Origin of the sequence: Streptomyces ossamyceticus, assembly GCF_001418475.1 — a bacterium.
Lineage (GTDB): Bacteria > Actinomycetota > Actinomycetes > Streptomycetales > Streptomycetaceae > Streptomyces > Streptomyces ossamyceticus.
Genome location: NZ_LIQX01000651.1, coordinates 1 through 18,130, shown reverse-complemented (window position 1 = coordinate 18,130; position 18,130 = coordinate 1). Strand labels below are relative to the sequence as shown.

Sequence of the window (18,130 nt, the reverse complement as noted above, 5' to 3'; positions counted from 1 at the left end):
CCACCGGTGATCACGACCCGCGGACCGGGACGGGCACCGTTGACGAGGATCAGCGGCACCTCGACCGTGGTGGTGCCCAGGTCGGCGGGCAGAACCCCGCGCGTCTTGCGGCCGGGCTCGGCCCGCAGCGTACCGATGGTCAGAGTCATGGCTTACCTCGTTCGGACTCAGGCCGCGATGCGGCCGGTTGCGGTGATGAACGGGACGGACTGCCCGTCTCGGGACTCAACGTCAGGACTGAACGGCTGAGCGCAGCTCGGGCAAGGACAGGACCTCGTCCAGCGCGTCGACATAGAGATCCACATGCTCGCGGCGGAAGGTCATGGGCGGTTTGATCTTCAGTACGTTGTCGTGCACGCCATTGGGGAAGACGATGACGCCTCGCTCCTTCATGAGCTCGGTGACCATGAAGGCCTGCTCCGTGGCCGGCACCTTGGTGGTGCGGTCGCGGACCAGTTCGACGCCGAGGTAGAGCCCTTCTGCCCGCACGTCGCCGATGAGCGGCTGACGCCGCTGGAGCTCGCGCAGCGACTGGGCGAAGTACCCGCCCACGCTCACGGCGTTCTCCCTCAGCCCGTCCTGCTCGACGATGTCGAGCACGGCCTCGCCGATCGCGCAGGAGACCGGGTTGCCGCCGAAGGTGTTGAAGTACTTCATGCCCGTGTCGAACGCGTCGGCGATCTCCCGAGTCGTGACCACCGCCGCGAGGGGATGCCCGTTCCCGAGCGGCTTGCCCATCGTGACGATGTCCGGAACCACCCCCTGGAGCTCGAAACCCCACCAGGGTCCGAGGCGTCCGACGCCGACCTGGACCTCGTCGGAGACGCACAGGGCGCCCGCCCGCCTGGCAGCGGTGAACACGCCGTCGAGGTAGCCGTCGGGGAACACGATGTTCCCACCCGATCCCATCAGGGACTCGGCGATGAAGGCGGCTGGGGCTCGGCCGTCGGCCGAGATCCGCTCGATGACGGCCGCGGCGTCGCGCGCGTACTTGGCTCCGGCGTCCGGGTCGTCGTACCCGTACGTGCTGCGGTAGCGGTCCGGAATGACGACCTCGTGGGTGGTGGCGGGTGCGCCGGCGCCGCCGGGGCCCTTGTAACGGTTCGGGCTGATCCCGGTCACCACGCCGGTGTTTCCGTGGTACGCGCCGTCGATGTTGACGATGTGCTGTCGACCTGTCACCTGGCGGGCGATCCGCAGAGCCAGGTCGTTCGCCTCGCTGCCCGTGCACACGAGGAAGACGACCTCGAGCGGGTCCGGCAGCGTCGCTACCAGCTTCTGCACGTAACTGGCGATCTGCGGGTAGACAAAACGGCTGTTGGTGTTGAGCTTGCGCAGCTGTCGGGTGGCGGCGGCCGTCACGCGCGGCTCGGCATGGCCGACGTGGGTGACGTTGTTCAGCGAGTCCAGATAGGCCAGTCCGTCCTCGTCGTGGAACCACACACCCCGCCCACGCACCAGATTCATCGGCTCGCGGTAGTAGTTGCGCTGGGAGCGAGCGATGTGGCGACGGCGCACCGAGACGACGTCGTCGACGGCGGGTACCGCGGCGTGGGACTCGGTGAACCCGAGAAGCCGGCCGGGGTCGGGTGACAGACGGCTCCAGACCTGCCGCGCCGAGGGCGGCACGGCGCGCGGCGGCGGCCAGGTCGCCGTCCGCGCGGTGTGGTGCACCTGCACCTGGACGCGGGGCCCGAGCGGATCCGTCCCCTCGCTCACGCCGGCGCGTCCCAACGGCGCCCCGGCCGGGACTGTCGCCGCGACCGGCGGCGAGTCGACCAGCCCCCACCAGCACGTCCAGAACTCCAGCCCCTCGACCGCGTGTCGCAGCACCAACGGCTCACCGGGACCACCGTGGGATTCGACGACGCCGGACAGTGGGCTGGCGACCTCCTCGGCGTCCGCCAGGATCAGCGCGCCGCCGACCTGCACCGTCGCGGGCTCGTCGACTCCCGGGCGGCGTCGGCCCCCCAGGAGCAGCGAGGCGCTGAGGTGGGGCACGTAGCCGCGCCGCCGCCGTCCGTCGAGGATGTCGTCGACGCGCGCGCGTACCGCCCTCGCGTCGTGCCAGTCGACGTCGTCGTAGAGATCACTGGCCGGTCCCAGGTCGAGCAGACGCGGAGCCGCTGCGTGCGGGGCGCCCTCTCGGGCCGCCTTCGCCAAGACCTCTTCCAACCGCCCCTGCTCCCGTGTCGGGGGGAGCCCGCACGCGACCCGGAACGTCGCCTCGGCGACCTCGGGGCAGACCCCGGCCACCTGCGCGATCGTCGGCCAGGTGTGCCGCACGCGGGACCGCCCGTACGGCGTGTCGCTCTCGGCGACCCGGCGCGTCCACGTCACGGCGTTCATGCACAACCGGGCGGCCGCCAGCGGATAGACAGCCGCCAGCTCCTCCGCCGTGAGCGGGAGCACCGAGTGGAAGCCGGCCACGACCTCGGCCGCCGCGGCGAGCGGGTCGGCCTTGCGGACCATGGCGTAGCCCGCCGCGATCGCCACCTCCGCCGCGCGCACCCCGTAGAGCGAGTCGCCCAGGTCGACGATGCCCGATATCCGCGGTACCCCGTCCTCGTCGGTGTCGGCCAGGACGTTGGCGTCGTTGAGATCCTGGTGCAGGACGCTCCACGGCAGCCGGTCCAGGGTCGGCAGGAGAGCGTCGTACCAGCCCATGATCGTGCGCACCGACTCCCGCCGGTCCGCGTCCTGGACGGCGTGCAGCGACCCCTCGACGATCTCGGCGGCCCGGCGCATGTCCCAGTCGTGCGGTGCCAGGCCCACCGGTGGCTCCATGCTGGAGAGTCCGAGGCTCAGCCGCCCGGCGGCTTCTCCCAACCGACGCAGAAGTGCCGCGGGATGGTCGTCGAGATCCGCCAGCACCCGGCCCTCGAGCCAGCTCATCACGCGGACCAGGTGCGTTCGGCCCTCGTGGACGACATCGGCGAGGCACTGCCCCTCGCGGGTCGGGACCAGCCGTGGCACCGGAAGGTCGGGGACGGTGGCGGCGAGATGCTGGAGGAGTGCGTTCTGCCAGAGGACGTCGGCCGAGTCCGGCTCCGCGAGGGTGACTCGTACGAAGTAGCGCGTGCCGTCGTCGCCGGTGATCCGGACGTTCTGGTCGACCTCCCCTCCCAGGGGGTGCTGGACATATCCGTCGAGTCCGAAGGATTGCCGCAGCACGTGATCGAGGAGCGGGCCCGGCAGGTGGCCGGTGGGACCGGGGAGGGCCGCTCCGTCCCGGTCTGTGGTGGTCACTGAGGTCATCGGTGCGTTCTCTCTCTCGTCGTCAGGCCGCACATCACGCACACGGGGCCTGCGTCACGTGCTCGGGTCACCTGCGTCACGCGGTCGGTCTCGGCCTGTTCCGGCCGCCACCCGTGTCGGGCCGGTGCCCGACGCTGCCGGGCGGCTCCCGGACGGTCCGGTCGACGCGGTTCCTGGGAGACGGTGGGCGTGGCTGCCGCCGCGGCCTCTGTGGCTGCGTCACGTGGGTGGCCTGCCACGGCTCTCCACTCCGAGGTGCCGCGTCAGTGAAACACCGCCGAGAATCCGGCAACAAGGGACGTGAGGCCGCGACATCCGCCCTGTAGTTTGTGCCTGTGCACAATCTCGGTGAGGGTGGGGCACGCCACGACGCCGTTCAGGCGATCGCGCGGCGGCTCCTCGACGAACGACTCGACGAACTGACCTCTCGCGCTCTCGCGAAGCTGGAGGCCGAGGAGGCCGCCTACGCGTCGAAGGACTGGGACCCGGTCCAGAAACGCGAGGGGATGCGGCGAACCCTCGAACTCGCCCTGACCCGGCTGGCCGGCGGTCCCGTGCCCGCGGCGGTCTCACGCGCCACCGAGGACGTGGGACGCGAGCGGGCGGAACAGGCGTTCCCCCTGACCGCGCTGATGCACTCCTTCCAACTGGACCTCAGGACCTTGTGGGAGGCCGTGCTGGAGGAGGGGCGAACACGCGGCATCAGCGCCGATCCCGACTTCCTCGACGGGTTGATCCGCGTCTGGGAGGCGACGGACGCCAACAGCGTCGAAGTCGTCGATGCCTACCGCCGCACCGAACGCGACCTGGCGAGCCGTCGCACGGAGGTGCGCAACCGGGCCTTCAGCCGCCTCGTCCTGGAAGGCGAGCAGGACCCCTCCACGGTCGCTGAGGCGTCGACACTGCTGGGCTTCTCCGAACACGTCCCCCTGACCGTGGTCGTGGTCGAGTCCGTTCCCACCGGGGACCCGGCCCTGTCCCAGGTCGACGACGCGCTGCGTCGGGGCGGCCTGCTGCGCCACTTCGGCTGGATGGGCGACGAACTCCTCGGCATCGTCCGCCACGGACGGTCCGACCGGGAGGCCGTGCTCGCCGTGCTCCAGCCGTTCGCCCCGTGGCGCTGTGGCGTCGCGGAAGTCCCCGGGCTGGCGCTGACGGCACGGGGCATCCGGTTCGCGCGCGCCGCGATCCGCAGCTCCACGCGGCCCGGAGTTCGGCATGTGGAGGGCCACTGGGTGGGGGCGATCATGTCGGCGCAGGAGGAGCTCCCCGGTGCGATGGCCACCGGCGTGCTGCGTCCGCTCCTCGGGCTGCGGGACAGCGACAGCGTCATCGAGACGCTGCGCTGCTACTTCGACCTGGGCTCGGTCGCCGAGGTGGCCGCCCGCACCTACCGCCACCGGAACACGGTGGGCAATCGCCTGCAGGCCGCGGAGGAGGCGACCGGACTGAAGCTGTCCCGGCCGGCCGACGCCGCCCGGCTGGTCCTCGCCCTGGCCTGGCTGGAGACGGACGCGGGCGCCCGCTTCCGGGCGACGGTGTCCTGATCCTCGGAACACGGTGATTGTGCACAGGCACAATATGTGCGGTCGATCTCGCGGCCTCACGTCCCTTGTTGCCGGATTCTCCACAGTGCTTCACTGACGCATCACCTCAGGTGGGAGAAACGCTCATCGCACTCGGAGCGGCAGTGGTCCTGCCGCCGACTGCCTGACACCCGTCCACCGCCCTCGACGGGTCGCCGCCAACGTCGCGGCAGGCCCCCGAACCACCCCCCGATGCGGCGCACCCGGCCGCACTCGACGAGATCGTGACTCCCCGATGCGCGAGGTGTCCCATATGTCAGGAAAGAGGTTGAACGTCATGCGTCAGATCGTCACCTTCGATGCCTACGGCACCCTGGTCGACTTCCAGCTCGGCCCCACCACCCTGAAGGTCCTCGCCGACCGGCTGGACCTGGACGGCCTGAACGTCGACGAGTTCCTCGACGACTTCCGCGTCATGCGGTTCCAGGCCGTCCTGGAGGCCTACCGCCCCTTCCGCGAGCTGCTGCCCTCCAGCCTGGAGGCAGCCATGCGGCTGCACGGCCTGGAGTACCGGACGTCCGACGGCGAGGCACTGGTCGCGGCCGTGCCCACCTTCGGCCCCCACCCCGAGGTCCCGGCCGCCCTGCGGGCGCTGAAGTCCCGGTACGAGATCGCCATCATCTCCAACACGGACGACGACCTCATCGCCCAGAACCTGGCCAACATGGGCGTCGAGTTCGACCACGTCGTCACCGCCCAGCAGGCCAAGGCGTACAAGCCGTCCCGGCAGACCTTCGAGTACGCCTTCCGGGCCATGGACATCGACCCCGCCCAGGTCATCCACGTGGCCCAGGGCTGGGAGTACGACCTCATCCCCACCCGCGACCTCGGCCTCGCCCGCCGCGTGTGGATCAACCGCTACGAATTCCACAGCGGCAGCGCCGACTACCAGCCCTACGACGAGTTGCCCGACCTCTCCGGCCTGCCGGCCCTGCTCGGCTGCTGAGACCGGGACCAAGAGAAACCACCTGGACGACCAGGAAGACCCGAGGACGTACGTCAGGCACGCAAGGGCGCCCACGTCGTCCCCTCATGGAGAAGGACAAGGTCGGCTCGGGCGCCTCCGGACGCAACGGCGGCATGTGTGCCCAGGGCGTCACCATCAGCCCCGCCGAGGCGCGTGAAGCGCTACGGGCAGCCGCGGGCCCGGGGGAACGTTACGACGCCTTCCGCACGGCGGTGGACGGCGTGGAGGAGCTGACGGCCAAGGAGCGGATCGACCGCAACGTCCAGCGCGTGGGGCGTCTGGGAGTCGCGTTCAAGCCGCGGCGTTCTGGTCTACAAGGCCAAGGAGCGACTGCGCTGACCATCGGCGCTTCGTCGGAAGGGGCCGGTGGTGGCGTCTGCCACCGGCCCCTCCGGCGACGGTGCTCTCGCCGGCGGCGCGTATCGCGTGCCTTGAAGGAGCCCGCGGGCGACATCACAGCCGGAAAGGGTTCTCGCGCGGGCAGGGCGAAAAGTACCTTGGACCGCTGATCAACATGTTGTTCTTGTGCGAAAGAGGCTCGCCGATGGGGCGTCCTGAACTACCGGTCGACCCGGCGGCCGGTCCCGTGCAGCGACTCGCCCATGATCTTCGGGAGCTGCGCCGTTCGGCGGGTGGTGTGTCGTACCGGACCATGGCGCAGAAGGCCGGCTTCTCGGTGACGACCCTGGCGAAAGCGGCGAGCGGCGAACGACTGCCCTCGTTGGCCGTGTTCCGGGCATACGTCCAGGCATGTGGCGCCGACCCCGTCCCGTGGGAGGCACGGTGGGCGGAGGCCGAGGCGCTGGCAGGGGAGGAGAAGCCGGAGGAGGCCGACGCCGTCCCGCCCTACCGTGGCCTCACGCGCTTCGAGCCGGACGACCGTGAGCTGTTCTTCGGCCGGGACCGGCTGGTCGACGAGCTGAGCGAGCTGGCGTTCGGGTCCCCGTTCGCCGTGGTGTTCGGGGCGTCCGGCAGCGGCAAGTCCTCCCTGCTGCGGGCCGGACTGCTTCCCCTGCTGCAGGAGAGGATCGCGCAGCAGGGACGTCGGGCCGTCGTGCGGATCCTCACTCCGGGAGACCGGCCCGCCGCCACCTACGGACATCTGCTGACACCGGAGGACGACGGCCCGGAGTGCTGGGTGGTGGTGGATCAGTTCGAGGAGGTCTTCACCCTCTGCCGCGAGCGGGCCGAGCGTGACCGCTTTCTCGACCTTCTGCTCGCCGCGCGGGCCCCGGGCAGCCGACTGCGCGTGCTCATCGCCGTACGGTCCGATTTCTATGCGCGCTGCGCCGAGCACCCGCGCCTGGCCGAGGCGCTGCACGAAAATGGGCTGCTGGTCGGATCCATGACCGCCGACGAACTGCGCGAGGCGGTGGTCGGTCCCGCGCAGGCGGCCGGGCTCATCGTGGAGCGGACACTGACCGCACGGATCGTCGAGGACGTACTCGACGAGCCCGGCGGACTGCCGATGTTGTCCCACGCCCTGCTGGAGACCTGGCGGCGGCGCAAGGGACGGATGCTGACCCTGGCCGCGTACGAAGCGGCCGGCGGGGTACGCGGCGCGATCGCGGCCAGCGCCGAAGAAGCGTACGGGGAACTCTCACCGGCGCAGGCCCACGCCGCCCGGCACCTGCTCCTGCGGATGGTCGAGCCCGGCCAGGGAAACGCCGACACACGCCGCCCGCTCAGCCGGCAGGAGATGGCCGGATGGGAGGACCCCGAGGTGCGAGCCGTCGCCGGACGGCTGACTCGGGCACGACTGCTGACCACCGACGACGACGGCGTACAGCTCGCCCACGAGGCGCTCATCACGTCCTGGCCGCGGCTGCGCGAGTGGATCGACGCGGACCGGGAGCGGCTGCGCCACCACCGGCAGCTGACCGACGCCGCCCGCACCTGGCTGGAGCACGACCGCGACCCGGGCACGCTGTACCGGGGCACCCGCCTGGCGCGGGCCGAGGAACTGTTCACGGGCGAGGGCGGCGAGGACGGTGACTACGACGGTCTGACGTCGGAGGAGACGGCCTTCCTGGTCGCCTCGGCGGAGCAGCGGGCGACGGAGGAGCGGACCGCCACCCGGGCCCGGCGGCGGAGCCGCACCCTCACGATCTCGCTCTGCGCCGTGCTGGCGGTGGCCCTGCTCGTCGGCCTGACCGCCGTACGACTGCGTCAGGACAGCGAGAAGCAGACGACCGACACGGCGGCCCGCCGGGTGGCCGCGGTCGCCGACGCGCTGCGTACCACCGACCCGCACACCGCGATGCTGCTCGGCGTCGCCGCATGGCGCATCTCCGCGCTGCCGGAGTCCCGTCGAGCCCTGCTGGGCGCGCTGGCCCAGCGTGAACTGGGCAACTTCACCGACCCCGCGCCCGGTGACGAACCGAACCGGTACCTGGACAGCTCCGGCCGCACCCTGCTGAGCTTCGGCGGCACCACCTGGCGGACGTGGGATGTGGCCGCCCATCGCCGTATCGCCTCGGGGCGGGTACCTCACGGGGCGATACTCGCCGCGGGTCCGGGCGGCCGGCTGCTCGTCGTCCAGACCGCCCGGAAGACCCAGCGGCTGTGGGACACCCGGACGAAGCGCTGGATCGGGGACCCCCTGCCGTCCAGGGACAACGTGGGCTTCGGGGCGAGTGACCGCAACTACCTGGTGACCGGCCTGTTCGACGACCGGGCCGGGCTCTACTCCGCCACCGACGGCCATCTGGTCTTCCGGACCCCGTCGGCCGGCAGCGGGGAGCGCGCCGCCGCGACGGCCGACGACCGGGTGCTGGCCGTCTGCCCGCGCGGCCGGGCCCCGCAGGTCTGGGACACCTCCGCGCGCAGCGTCCGGTCCGGTGCCTGGACGAGCGCTCGCGGCGTCTGTGACGGTGACCGCACCTTCTTCGGCCTCACCGGCGGCCGACTCCTCACCCTCAGCGGGGACCGGGTGCGTGTATGGGACACCACGTCCGGACGAGAGCTCGGCGACGTCACCCACCCAGGAGTCGTTGGCGCCGCCGTGAGCGAGGACGGCTCGTTTCTGGCGACCGGCGGCGGCCAGGAGATCAGAGTGTGGCGTCTGCCCAAGGGCGGCACCCCCGTTTTCCGGCACTCCCTGGACAACGCGTCGCTCTCCGGTCTCGCCTGGGACTCCTCGCGGCCCCTGCTGCGGTACCTCGAAGGAGGCACGGTCCACACCCTCGACCTCACCACGACGCTCACCCACGCCTGGCGCACGAGTCCGCTCGCCGGGGTCCGGCTCAGCCCCGACGGCAGGACGCTCGCCACCGCCGAACGTATCGGTGACCGCGACGTCTTCCAGCTGCGGAACACGCGCGACGGCCGTCTGCTGCGCACGCTGCCGGCCCCGCCGCTTCCCGTCTTCCCCACCGGCGAGTCGACGTTCCCCGCAGACGTCGCCGAGCCGTTGCTCTCCTTCAGCCCCGACGGACGCATGCTCGCGTACGGAGTCTCCGTCCCCTTCTGGGACGCGGAGAAGCAGCCGCTGACGGTGTGGGACGTGACCGCCGGACGCACGAAGACCACCATGGACCTGGCGACGTCCCCGGCGCCTGTGGACGGGATCGCCCTGGGACCGGGCGGTCGTACGCTCCTCGTCGCACGTTCGACGGAGGAGGGCCACGTCAACGAGACCTGGGACACCACACGGCGGCGCAGGACGGCGGTCCTCCCCGGTCCGGGCGGCTCTCGTCTGGCCGTCAGCCGGGACGGCGGGCTCCTCGTGACCGACAACCGCGTCGTCCGAGCGGGCCGGTCCCACGCCCAGGACCTCGTCCAGCACGACGGCATCGGGGCCATCGCCTTCGCTCCCGACGGATCCGGCCTGGCGGCGGGCGACTGGACAGGACGGGTGGCCCTCTGGGACGGCGACCTCCGCCACCGCGCGGGCATACTGCGGAACGTCTTCCTGGAGCCCCCCGACCCGTCCGCCGACTCGGCCGAGTCGATCACGGCGCTCGCCTTCAGTCCCGACGGCAGGACGCTCGCCGTGGGCGGCGACGCGGGCACCCTCCAACTCTGGGACATCGCGACCCAGCAACCTCTGGGTCCGCCCCTGCCCACGCCCGGTGGCGGCATCGACACGGTCGCCTTCAGCCCGGACAGCACCCTGCTCTACGCGGGGGGCGGGCACGTGCCGCTCCAGAAGTACGTCGTGGATCCGGACCGAGCGGTGTCCCTCGTCTGCGCCCGGACCGGGAACACGGAGCTGACCCGGGCGCAGTGGCGCACCTACGTTCCGGACCGGCCGTACCGGCGGGTCTGCCCCTGACTGTCTCCGTCGGCCGACGGAGACACGGCCGATGCCCCGTCTAGCCGCGCATCAGGCCGACCTGCTGTGCGGTGACGAAGACGTGGGATCCCTTGTCCATGCCGCCCGCGATGTGGTCGGCGATGGGTCGGAACCGGGAGGCCGCGGTGATGGCGATGCTGTAGCGCAGCATGCCGCTCGCCTGAGCGGTGCGGTCGGTGTCGCGGACGCCGAGGTCCCTGAGGCTCCGCTCAAGGCTCAACCTGCTCAGGTCGACGTCGGTCAGCGACCGGTTCGCGATGCGGGCGAGATCGTCGTAGTCCTCCTTGCCGAGGAACCAGTCGTCACCGGCGGCGTCCTCCTTGCTCGGGGTGTCGGAGTTCGGGGTGTCGGAGGCGAGGTTCAGGACGACGTCGTGCGCGGCGCCGCTGACGAAGAACCGCACGACGCGGAAGTCGCTGAGCCGTACGACCGCGTGCACCGCAGGGGTGTGGTCGCCGCCGCTGATCACGACGTCGGCGAACCTTCGGGTGTCGACGTCGGGCGTGGTGCCGCCGTCGGCCGAGGTCTCGGCGAGACTCCGCAGCCGGTCGAGCATGTCCAGATAGGCGCCCGAGCCGCCGTCCAGCTGCCAGCGGACCTCGGGGAGGTCGATGTCGTCGGTGCCCATCCACCCTTGGACGATCACCAGGAATCCGAGAAGCACGGACAAGGCGACCACGATGGTGACGCTGGTGGGCATGTCGTGCTCCGGTCGTTCGACGTGCGGCGATGTCACCACCGACGCTCACAGCCCGGAGGTTGTTTGGCAGGCCCCTGTTGCCGTCGCGGACAATTCCAGAGGTCCGAGTCCCGTGTGATTCGTACTCATACAGGGCTTCTCGGCCTCGCGTCGCAACCTCAGTGGTGTCCAGGACGGCGGAGACGCACCGAGGCCCGACGGGTGGTCGGAGTGCCCACCCGTCGGGCCTCGGTGCGTGTCGTCAGGCGGTGCGGCGCTCGAACTGCTGGTTGGTGCCGGTCCCGCAGGTCCACTGGATGAGTCGGGCGCCGTTGGCCGTGGAGGCGTCCTTCACGTCCAGGCACTTGCCGCTGTGCCGGGCCACCAGTCGGTGGTGGCCGTTGCCCTGGTCCTGGAACTGCCACTGCTGGTTGGTGCCGGTGGTGCAGCGGTACTGGTTCACGAAGGCACCGTCGGCGGTGGACGCGCCCGAGACGTCCAGGCATTTGCCGCTGTGCTGGGCGAGGACGCGGACGTAGCCGCCCCCCGCATCCTGGAGTCGCCACTGCTGATTGAGGCCACCGCCGCAGGTGTACTGGAGGGCGATCGCGCTGTCGGCGGCCGAGTTGTCGGTGATGTCGAGGCATTTGCCGCTGTGCCGGGCGACCAGGTTGTAGTACGGGCCGCCGCCCACGCCGGTGACCGTGCCGGCGGCGGTGTCGAGGGCGACCTGCGGGTACCAGGGCATGTTCATGGTGGTTCGGGTGGGGAAGGTCAGCGGCAGCCACACGTACTGGGAGTCGTTGACGGAGCCGCCCATCGAGTTGCCCCAGCGGTCGCCCATGTACAGGTAGGAGGTACCGGAGGTGCCCTGGACGGGCAGGACGAACGTGGTCTGGGAGCCGTAGCCGGTGTCGTCCCCGATGTCGGTCATCGCGGTCCACGGGCCGGTGACGCTGCCGGCGGTCGCGTACCTCTGCTGGTTCGGCTTCCAGCCGCTGTTGCCGGAGGTGAGCATGAAGTAGACGCCGTCCCGCTTGAACAGCGCCGGTGCCTCCCGGAAGGTACCGGCCCACGGGTTGGCGGCCAGGTTGTCGTACGCCGTGTAGTCGGCGGTGAGCTTCCAGATCTGCAGGTCGGCGTTGCCGGCCGCCGAGGTGATCTGGTAAGCGGTGCCGTCGTCGTCCTTGAACAGCGTCATGTCGCGGGACGTGGTGCCGGACGGCGGGCGGAAGCTGCCCTGCCAGGTGTAGTCGCCGTCGACGGTGTCGGAGACGGCGACCGCGGCACGGGCCTGGTTGTAGTCGCTGCCGTTCTCCTTGTGCATCCACATCACGAACTTGCCGGTGGCGCTGTTGAAGATCACCTTCGGGCGTTCGATGTTGGCGACGGCGAGTTCGGGACTGCTGGCCCGGGTCAGGACGTCGCGCCGGAACTCCCAGGTCCTGAGGTCGGTGGAGCGGTAGGCGGAGACGGCCTTGAAGGTGTTGTCGGCATTGCGGTTCTCACCGAACCAGTAGTAGAAGGAGCCGACCTTGATCACCCCGCCGCCGTGGGCGTGGACGACGTTGCCGTCCGTGTCGGTGAACCGGGTCGCGTTGGTCACCGTGACCGGTGCGGCCAGGGCGGGTGATCCGGTCACCACCAAGGCGAACGTGCTCACCGTGGCGGCCAGCACCAGCGTGAGGATGCGTCTGAGCATGGGTACCTCGACAACGGTTTTGGAATTGTTGATGTGTGTGCGACTCCGTTGCCGGACGGTAGAGGGGGTGTATCGGTGCGTCAAGAGTCTTAACATCCGATGTCTGATTGGTTCGGGTCCTGACGTGTCTCGGCCACGCGTGCGTTCTCGGTGCTTTTTCGTCGGCCCTCTGGACAGGGTTGACGTCATGGTTGTTAATGCATTCAGTGTCATCCCGGTGAGATGTGCGTTCCTGTGCGGCTCCCTGCATCCCGCCGTCCCCGGATGACCCATCCGATCTGTTCGGTTCCGGATGCTGGCTCACAGCACGGTCCGTGCTGTCCTTTGGACAGTCAGGAGAGATCTCCTTTGTCAGAACCGCTCACGCGACGAAGAGTACTGACGGGCATGGCGGCCATGACGGTCGCCGCAGTCGTCACACCCGCTCTGGCGAGCCCCGCGCACGCCGCCTCCACCCGGCCCCTGCCGCTCCCGCCCCTGCGTGTCCCGAAGCTCGACCAGGGCGTCGAGCAGCAGTCCGACGACAAGATCCAGTGGCTGCGGGACGCCAAGATCGGCATGTTCATCCACTGGGGTCCATACTCCGGCCCGGCCAAGGGCGAGTGGTACATGGAGAACGCCGCCGTCACGCCGGAGAACTACAAGCAGTACGTCACCGACGTCTCCGGCGAGCAGTTCACCGGCAGCGCGTACAAGCCGGCCGACTGGGCCCAGCTGGCGAAGGACATGGGCGCCAAGTACACCGTGCTCACCGCCCGTCACCACGACGGGTTCGCGCTGTGGCCGTCCGCCCACCCGAACGCCTGGCACGCCGGTCAGGCGCCGCTGCAGAAGGACTTCATCGGCCAGTACGTCACCGCCGTACGCGACGCCGGGCTGAAGGTGGGCCTGTACTTCTCCCCGCTGAGCTGGCGCTACCCCGGCTATTACGACGTCCGCGGCACCAACTGCCTCCCGAACGCGTGGGGGTACACCACCGATCCCGCGCACAAGGAGAACGCGCGGATCATGAAGAACGAGGTGTACCAGCAGGTCAAGGAACTGGTCACCCAGTACGGCAAGATCGACGACCTGTGGTGGGACGGCGGCTGGCTGGGCCAGCAGGGCTCCGACGCGGACGCCGCGTTCTTCTGGGAGCCCGGCAGGTTCCGCGACCCCGCCAACGAGTGGCCGGTGGACGCCGCGTACGGCGAGACCGATCCCGCCACCGGCAAGCCCCTGGGCCTGACGGGACTGGTCCGTAAGCACCAGCCCGACGCCGTCACCACCCTGCGCTCCGGCTGGATCGGCGACTTCGCCAGCGAGGAAGGCCCCTCCGTCCCGAGCGGTGCCATCCGCACCGGCAAGGTGTCGGAGAAGTGCTTCACCATCGGCGGCGCCTGGGGCTACAAGGCAGGGTCCGCCGTGATGAGCTTCGGCACCGCCATGAACATCCTGGTCAACGCCTGGGTGCGCGACATGACCTGTCTGGTCAACGTCGGCCCCGACCGCACCGGCGCGGTCCCCAGCGCCCAGCAGACCCTGGTACGGCAGATCGGCTCCTTCCTGACCACGTGCGGGCAGGCCGTGTACGGCACCGTCGGCGGCCCGTGGAACCCGGTCGACGGCAAGTACGGGTTCACGTACAAGGACAAGACCTTCTATGTCCATCTGCTGCCCGGCCAGAGCGGCACCTCCTTCACCACCCCGCAGATCGGCGACGCGACGGTCACCCGGGTCTTCGACGTGGCGTCGGGCGCCGACCTGTCGTACAGCGTGAGTGACAGCGGGGAGGTGACCATCACCGGCATCAACCGCACCCGCATCCCCGAGGACAGCGTCGTCGGGGTCACTTTGGACCGGACGGTACAGCCGGCCGACATCGCCGTCGGCAGGACCGCCACGGCGAGCAGCGAGGAGAGCTCCAAGGGGAACACGGCGGCCAAGGCGGTCGACGGCTCCACCGCGAGCCGCTGGTGCGCGAGCGACGGCGACACCGGTCACTGGCTGAAGGTGGACCTGGGAGCGGCCAAGTCGCTCACCGGCGTCCGGATCGCGTGGGAGCTGGACGCCACCAACTACCGGTACCGGATCGAGGGCTCCACCGACAACACCATCTGGACCACCCTGGCCGACCGCACCGGCACCACCGGCACGAGCCAGGTGCAGGTCGCCATGGTCAGCGCCTCGGCCCGGTACGTGCGGGTGACCGTGACGGGCCTGCCCTCCGGGGCCTGGGCGTCCATCCGCAGTCTGGAGGTCTACGACCGGCCCTTCGCCGCCGACCTGGGCACGTTCCGGGTGGTCAACCGCAAGAGCGGCAAGGTACTGGACGTCAACGCGGCCTCCAGCGCCGACGGCGCGGCCGTCATCCAGTGGCCGTGGACCGGCGGCACCAACCAGCAGTGGAAGCTGCTGCCCAACACGGACGGGTCCTACCGGCTGTCCAACGTCCGCAGCGGGAAGGTCCTGGACAGTCCGGGGGGCTCCGCCGAGGGCGCCGCCCTGGACCAGCGGACGGACAGTGATGCCGCCGGCAACCAGTGGTGGAAGCTGGTCCCCGCGACCGGTGGCCACTACCGCCTCGTCAACGTCGGCAACGGCTGGTGCGCCGACGTCAAGGACGCCTCCACGGCGGACGGCGCCGCGGTCATCCAGTGGCGCGACACCGGCGGCACCAACCAGGAATGGCAGGTCATCGCCCTGTAGCCGGCGAGCCGCGGCAGGGCCGGTGCCACACCGCACCGGCCCTGCGTTCCGCCGTGCCGCCGGTCGCCTACCGGCGGGAGGGCCGGCTGGGGTGCCGCGATCGCGGTCACCCCTCGTGCGGTGGCCACCCCTCGTGCGGTGGCCGCCTCGCCCGTGGCGGGTGAGGCGCCCGGCGGGGTTCTGAGCTGCGATGGACGTGGCGGCCGGTCGGCGGAGGGCCGCTGTCCGGGGCCACCCCACGGGTGTTCCCGGGCCGACTCGGCGAGGTGGGCGGCGTGGCGCACTGGCGGGCTATGATCGTTCTCGGCACGGCCCAGTTCCTCATGGTGCTGGACACCTCCGTCATGAACGTCTCGATCAGTCAGCTGGTCGAGGACTTCGACACCGAGGTCACCGCCATCCAGGCCGTGATCACCCTGTACGCGCTGGTGATGGCCGCGTTCATGCTCATCGGAGGGCGCCTCGGGGACATCCTCGGGCGACGCCGCGTCTTCCTCCTGGGCCTCGTCGTCTACGCCACCGGATCGGCCCTGACCGCCGTGGCCCCCACCCTGTGGGTCCTCACGCTGGGCTGGTCCGTCATCGAGGGGATCGGGGCCGCCATGGTGCTGCCGGCCATGGCGGCCCTCGTCGCCGAGTCCTACCGGGGCCGGGACCGGGCCGTCGCCTACGGCGTCATCGGCGGACTCGCCGGTGCGGGCATCGCGGTCGGCCCGCTGCTCGGCGGCTGGGTCACCACGTACCTCACCTGGCGGCTGGTCTTCGCCGGCGAGGTGGTGGTCGTCGTGACCGTCCTCTGCTTCCGCCGGGTGATCACCGACATCCCCCGGACCGGGCCGCGCCCCCGGCTGGACGCCGTCGGCGCGACCCTCTCGGCCGCCGGGCTCGGCCTGGGCGTGCTGGGGGTGCTCCAGAGCGGAACCTGGGGCTGGGTGCAGCCCCGCAACCCGCCCTTCACCATCCTCGGATTCGCGCCCACCCTGTTCGTCGTCGCCGCCGGAGTGGCCGTCCTGGCCTTCTTCCGGCACTGGGAACGGCACCGGGAGCGCGAGAACCGCGACCCCCTGGTGCATCTGTCGCTGCTGGGCGTGCCCGCGCTACGGTCCGGCCTGATGACGCTGGTGAGCCAGAACCTCATCCTGCTCGGTCTGTTCTTCACCATCCCGCTGTACCTCCAGGTCGTCCAGGGATTCGACGCGTTCCAGACGGGGCTGCGGCTGCTCCCGGTGTCCGTCACCATGCTCGTGGCGTCCACCGTCGCCGCCCGGCTGGGCCGGCGGGTGGGGCCGCGCCGCATGGTCCGGCTGGGTCTCGCGGCACTCGTCGGGGCCGTCGTGTGGCTGCTGGCCACCATCGACCCCGTCATCGACGACGCGCAGTTCGCCTGCGCCATGGCCCTGCTCGGCGTGGGCATGGGCATGCTCGCCTCGCAACTGGGCAACGTCGTGCAGTCCAGCGTGGGCGAGGAGGAACGCAGCGAGGCCGGCGGTATGCAGTTCACCGCGCAGAACCTGGGCTCCGCGCTGGGTACGGCACTCATGGGCTCGATCCTCGTCGGCGCGCTCGCCCACGCCTTCACCTCCCAGATCGCCGACGACCCGCGGCTGTCGGAGGAGACCCGCGAGCGCACGGGTGTCGCCCTGGAGGCCGGGATCTCCTTCGTCCCCACCGACCAGGTGCGCTCCGCCGCCGAGCGGGCAGGGCTGCCGCCGTCCGAGGTCGAGGCGCTCACCGACGCCTACGCCACGGCCCAGCTGAACGGCCTCAAGGCGGCCCTCCTCGCCGCCGGCGGCATCACCCTCGCCAGCTACCTCGTCACACCGCATCTGCCGACGGGGCGGACCGGAGGGGCCGGCGGGAAGGGCCCGGCGGCGCCGCCGGACGCCGCCGCCCCGGCCGCCGGAACGTCCCGGTCGACCCGCCGCCCATGAAGGGGGTTCCCGTGTCCGAGAGCGACCGGGCCACCGCCCACGACCGGACCACCGCCCGGGACCGGACCACCGCCCGGGCACAGACCACGCCCCCCGCGCGCGCCACCGCCCGGGCCAGGCGGGCCGAGCGCCGCGCCCACGCGGACTACACCGGCGGCATCTACGGCTCCATGCTGGCGGCGTCCGTGATCCTCGGTGCCGGCACCCTGGGATCCTTCCCGCGGCTGGAGATCGTGCTGCTGTTGCTGCTCACCGGCATCGTCTTCTGGATCGCGCACGTGCACGCCGTGCTGTTCGGGGAACGCCTCGCCCAGCGGGCCCTGGACCGCCGGGTCGTCCTGCGCGTCTGCCAGGAGGAGTGGCCGATCATGAAGGCCGCCGTCCCGCCCGCCCTGGCGGTGGCGGTCAGCCCGCTCCTCGGCCTCGGCGTCCAGGGCGCGGTCTGGCTGGCGCTCGCCGTGGCCCTGGCCGGGCAGGTGGGCTGGTCCGTCGCGGCGGCACTGTGGGCCGGCGCCTCCTGGCGTCTGGTGCTGATCGCCGCGTCCGTCAATGTGCTGCTCGGCCTGCCGATCATCTGCTTCAAGCTCTTCCTCAAACACTGAAAGCTCTGATCGGGGCCCCTCGAACACCGTTATGGGACCCTCGGCGTCCACCGTCACGGGCAGTTCACCTGCACGGGGTGAGGCCCGGGGACGCCCCGAACGGCACGATCGTCGGGACAGGGACGGAGTTCGCACCCCGGCCGCCCGCGGGAGAACAGCTCATGCGCTACGAGATCCGCGTCGAGGGACATATGTCGGAGACGCTGGCCAAGGCCTTTCCGGAGCTGGATCATGTGCTGATGTCCGGACAGACCCTGCTGTTCGGCCACATCATCGACGAGGCACACCTGTACGGGCTGCTGGCGCGCTGCCGGTCGCTGGGACTGCGGGTCGTGGAGATGCGCCAACTGCCGGAGTGAGCCGGAACGGCCTCACTGCCCGGACGCGCGGCCCCGCCCCTCCGGCCCGGCACCGGAGCCG

At 70.9% G+C, this 18,130-nt stretch carries 11 protein-coding genes; 8 read left to right on the top strand and 3 right to left on the bottom strand.

Annotation, left to right across the window (positions count from 1 at the left end):
- Positions 1 to 231: 231 nt before the first annotated feature.
- On the bottom strand, positions 232 to 3,258 hold the full coding sequence (locus tag AOK15_RS35825; RefSeq protein ID WP_055522604.1) for an aminotransferase class III-fold pyridoxal phosphate-dependent enzyme: 3,027 nt from the start codon (positions 3,256 to 3,258) through the stop codon (positions 232 to 234).
- Between the two features lie 335 nt (positions 3,259 to 3,593).
- On the opposite strand from AOK15_RS35825, the gene AOK15_RS35820 reads away from it, so the two are divergent.
- From AOK15_RS35820 to AOK15_RS35810, 4 genes are all read left to right on the top strand, one after another.
- On the top strand, positions 3,594 to 4,805 hold the full coding sequence (locus tag AOK15_RS35820) for a PucR family transcriptional regulator (protein WP_055522602.1): 1,212 nt from the start codon (positions 3,594 to 3,596) through the stop codon (positions 4,803 to 4,805).
- Positions 4,806 to 5,121: 316 nt separating this feature from the next.
- On the top strand, positions 5,122 to 5,790 hold the full coding sequence (locus AOK15_RS35815; protein ID WP_055522610.1) for a haloacid dehalogenase type II: 669 nt from the start codon (positions 5,122 to 5,124) through the stop codon (positions 5,788 to 5,790).
- 86 nt (positions 5,791 to 5,876) lie between these two features.
- Positions 5,877 to 6,320 carry a hypothetical protein gene (locus tag AOK15_RS45345; protein ID WP_157870473.1) on the top strand — a complete coding sequence of 148 codons (444 nt, stop codon included), beginning with the start codon at positions 5,877 to 5,879 and terminating at the stop codon, positions 6,318 to 6,320.
- Positions 6,321 to 6,355: 35 nt separating this feature from the next.
- Positions 6,356 to 10,087: an nSTAND1 domain-containing NTPase gene (locus AOK15_RS35810; protein WP_055522601.1), complete on the top strand. Its 3,732-nt coding sequence runs from the start codon at positions 6,356 to 6,358 to the stop codon at positions 10,085 to 10,087.
- A 40-nt stretch (positions 10,088 to 10,127) separates the two neighbouring features.
- On the opposite strand, the gene AOK15_RS35805 is transcribed toward AOK15_RS35810, so the two are convergent.
- Positions 10,128 to 10,808 (bottom strand): ribosome-inactivating family protein, encoded by a 681-nt coding sequence (locus AOK15_RS35805; protein ID WP_055522599.1) that lies wholly within the window; start codon positions 10,806 to 10,808, stop codon positions 10,128 to 10,130.
- 241 nt (positions 10,809 to 11,049) lie between these two features.
- Entirely contained in the window at positions 11,050 to 12,489 is a 1,440-nt protein-coding gene (locus AOK15_RS35800; protein WP_055522597.1) for an RICIN domain-containing protein, read from the bottom strand.
- 387 nt (positions 12,490 to 12,876) lie between these two features.
- Between AOK15_RS35800 and AOK15_RS35795 the strand changes: the two genes are divergently transcribed.
- From AOK15_RS35795 to AOK15_RS35780, 4 genes are all read left to right on the top strand, one after another.
- Positions 12,877 to 15,177 (top strand): alpha-L-fucosidase, encoded by a 2,301-nt coding sequence (locus AOK15_RS35795; RefSeq protein ID WP_079058900.1) that lies wholly within the window; start codon positions 12,877 to 12,879, stop codon positions 15,175 to 15,177.
- Positions 15,178 to 15,470: 293 nt separating this feature from the next.
- Entirely contained in the window at positions 15,471 to 17,108 is a 1,638-nt protein-coding gene (locus AOK15_RS35790; RefSeq protein WP_055522589.1) for an MFS transporter, read from the top strand.
- Positions 17,109 to 17,119: 11 nt separating this feature from the next.
- Positions 17,120 to 17,710 carry a hypothetical protein gene (locus AOK15_RS35785; RefSeq protein WP_055522587.1) on the top strand — a complete coding sequence of 197 codons (591 nt, stop codon included), beginning with the start codon at positions 17,120 to 17,122 and terminating at the stop codon, positions 17,708 to 17,710.
- A 161-nt stretch (positions 17,711 to 17,871) separates the two neighbouring features.
- A complete protein-coding gene (locus tag AOK15_RS35780; protein WP_055522585.1) occupies positions 17,872 to 18,069 on the top strand; it encodes a hypothetical protein in 198 nt (65 codons plus the stop codon).
- The last annotated feature ends 61 nt before the right edge of the window (positions 18,070 to 18,130 follow it).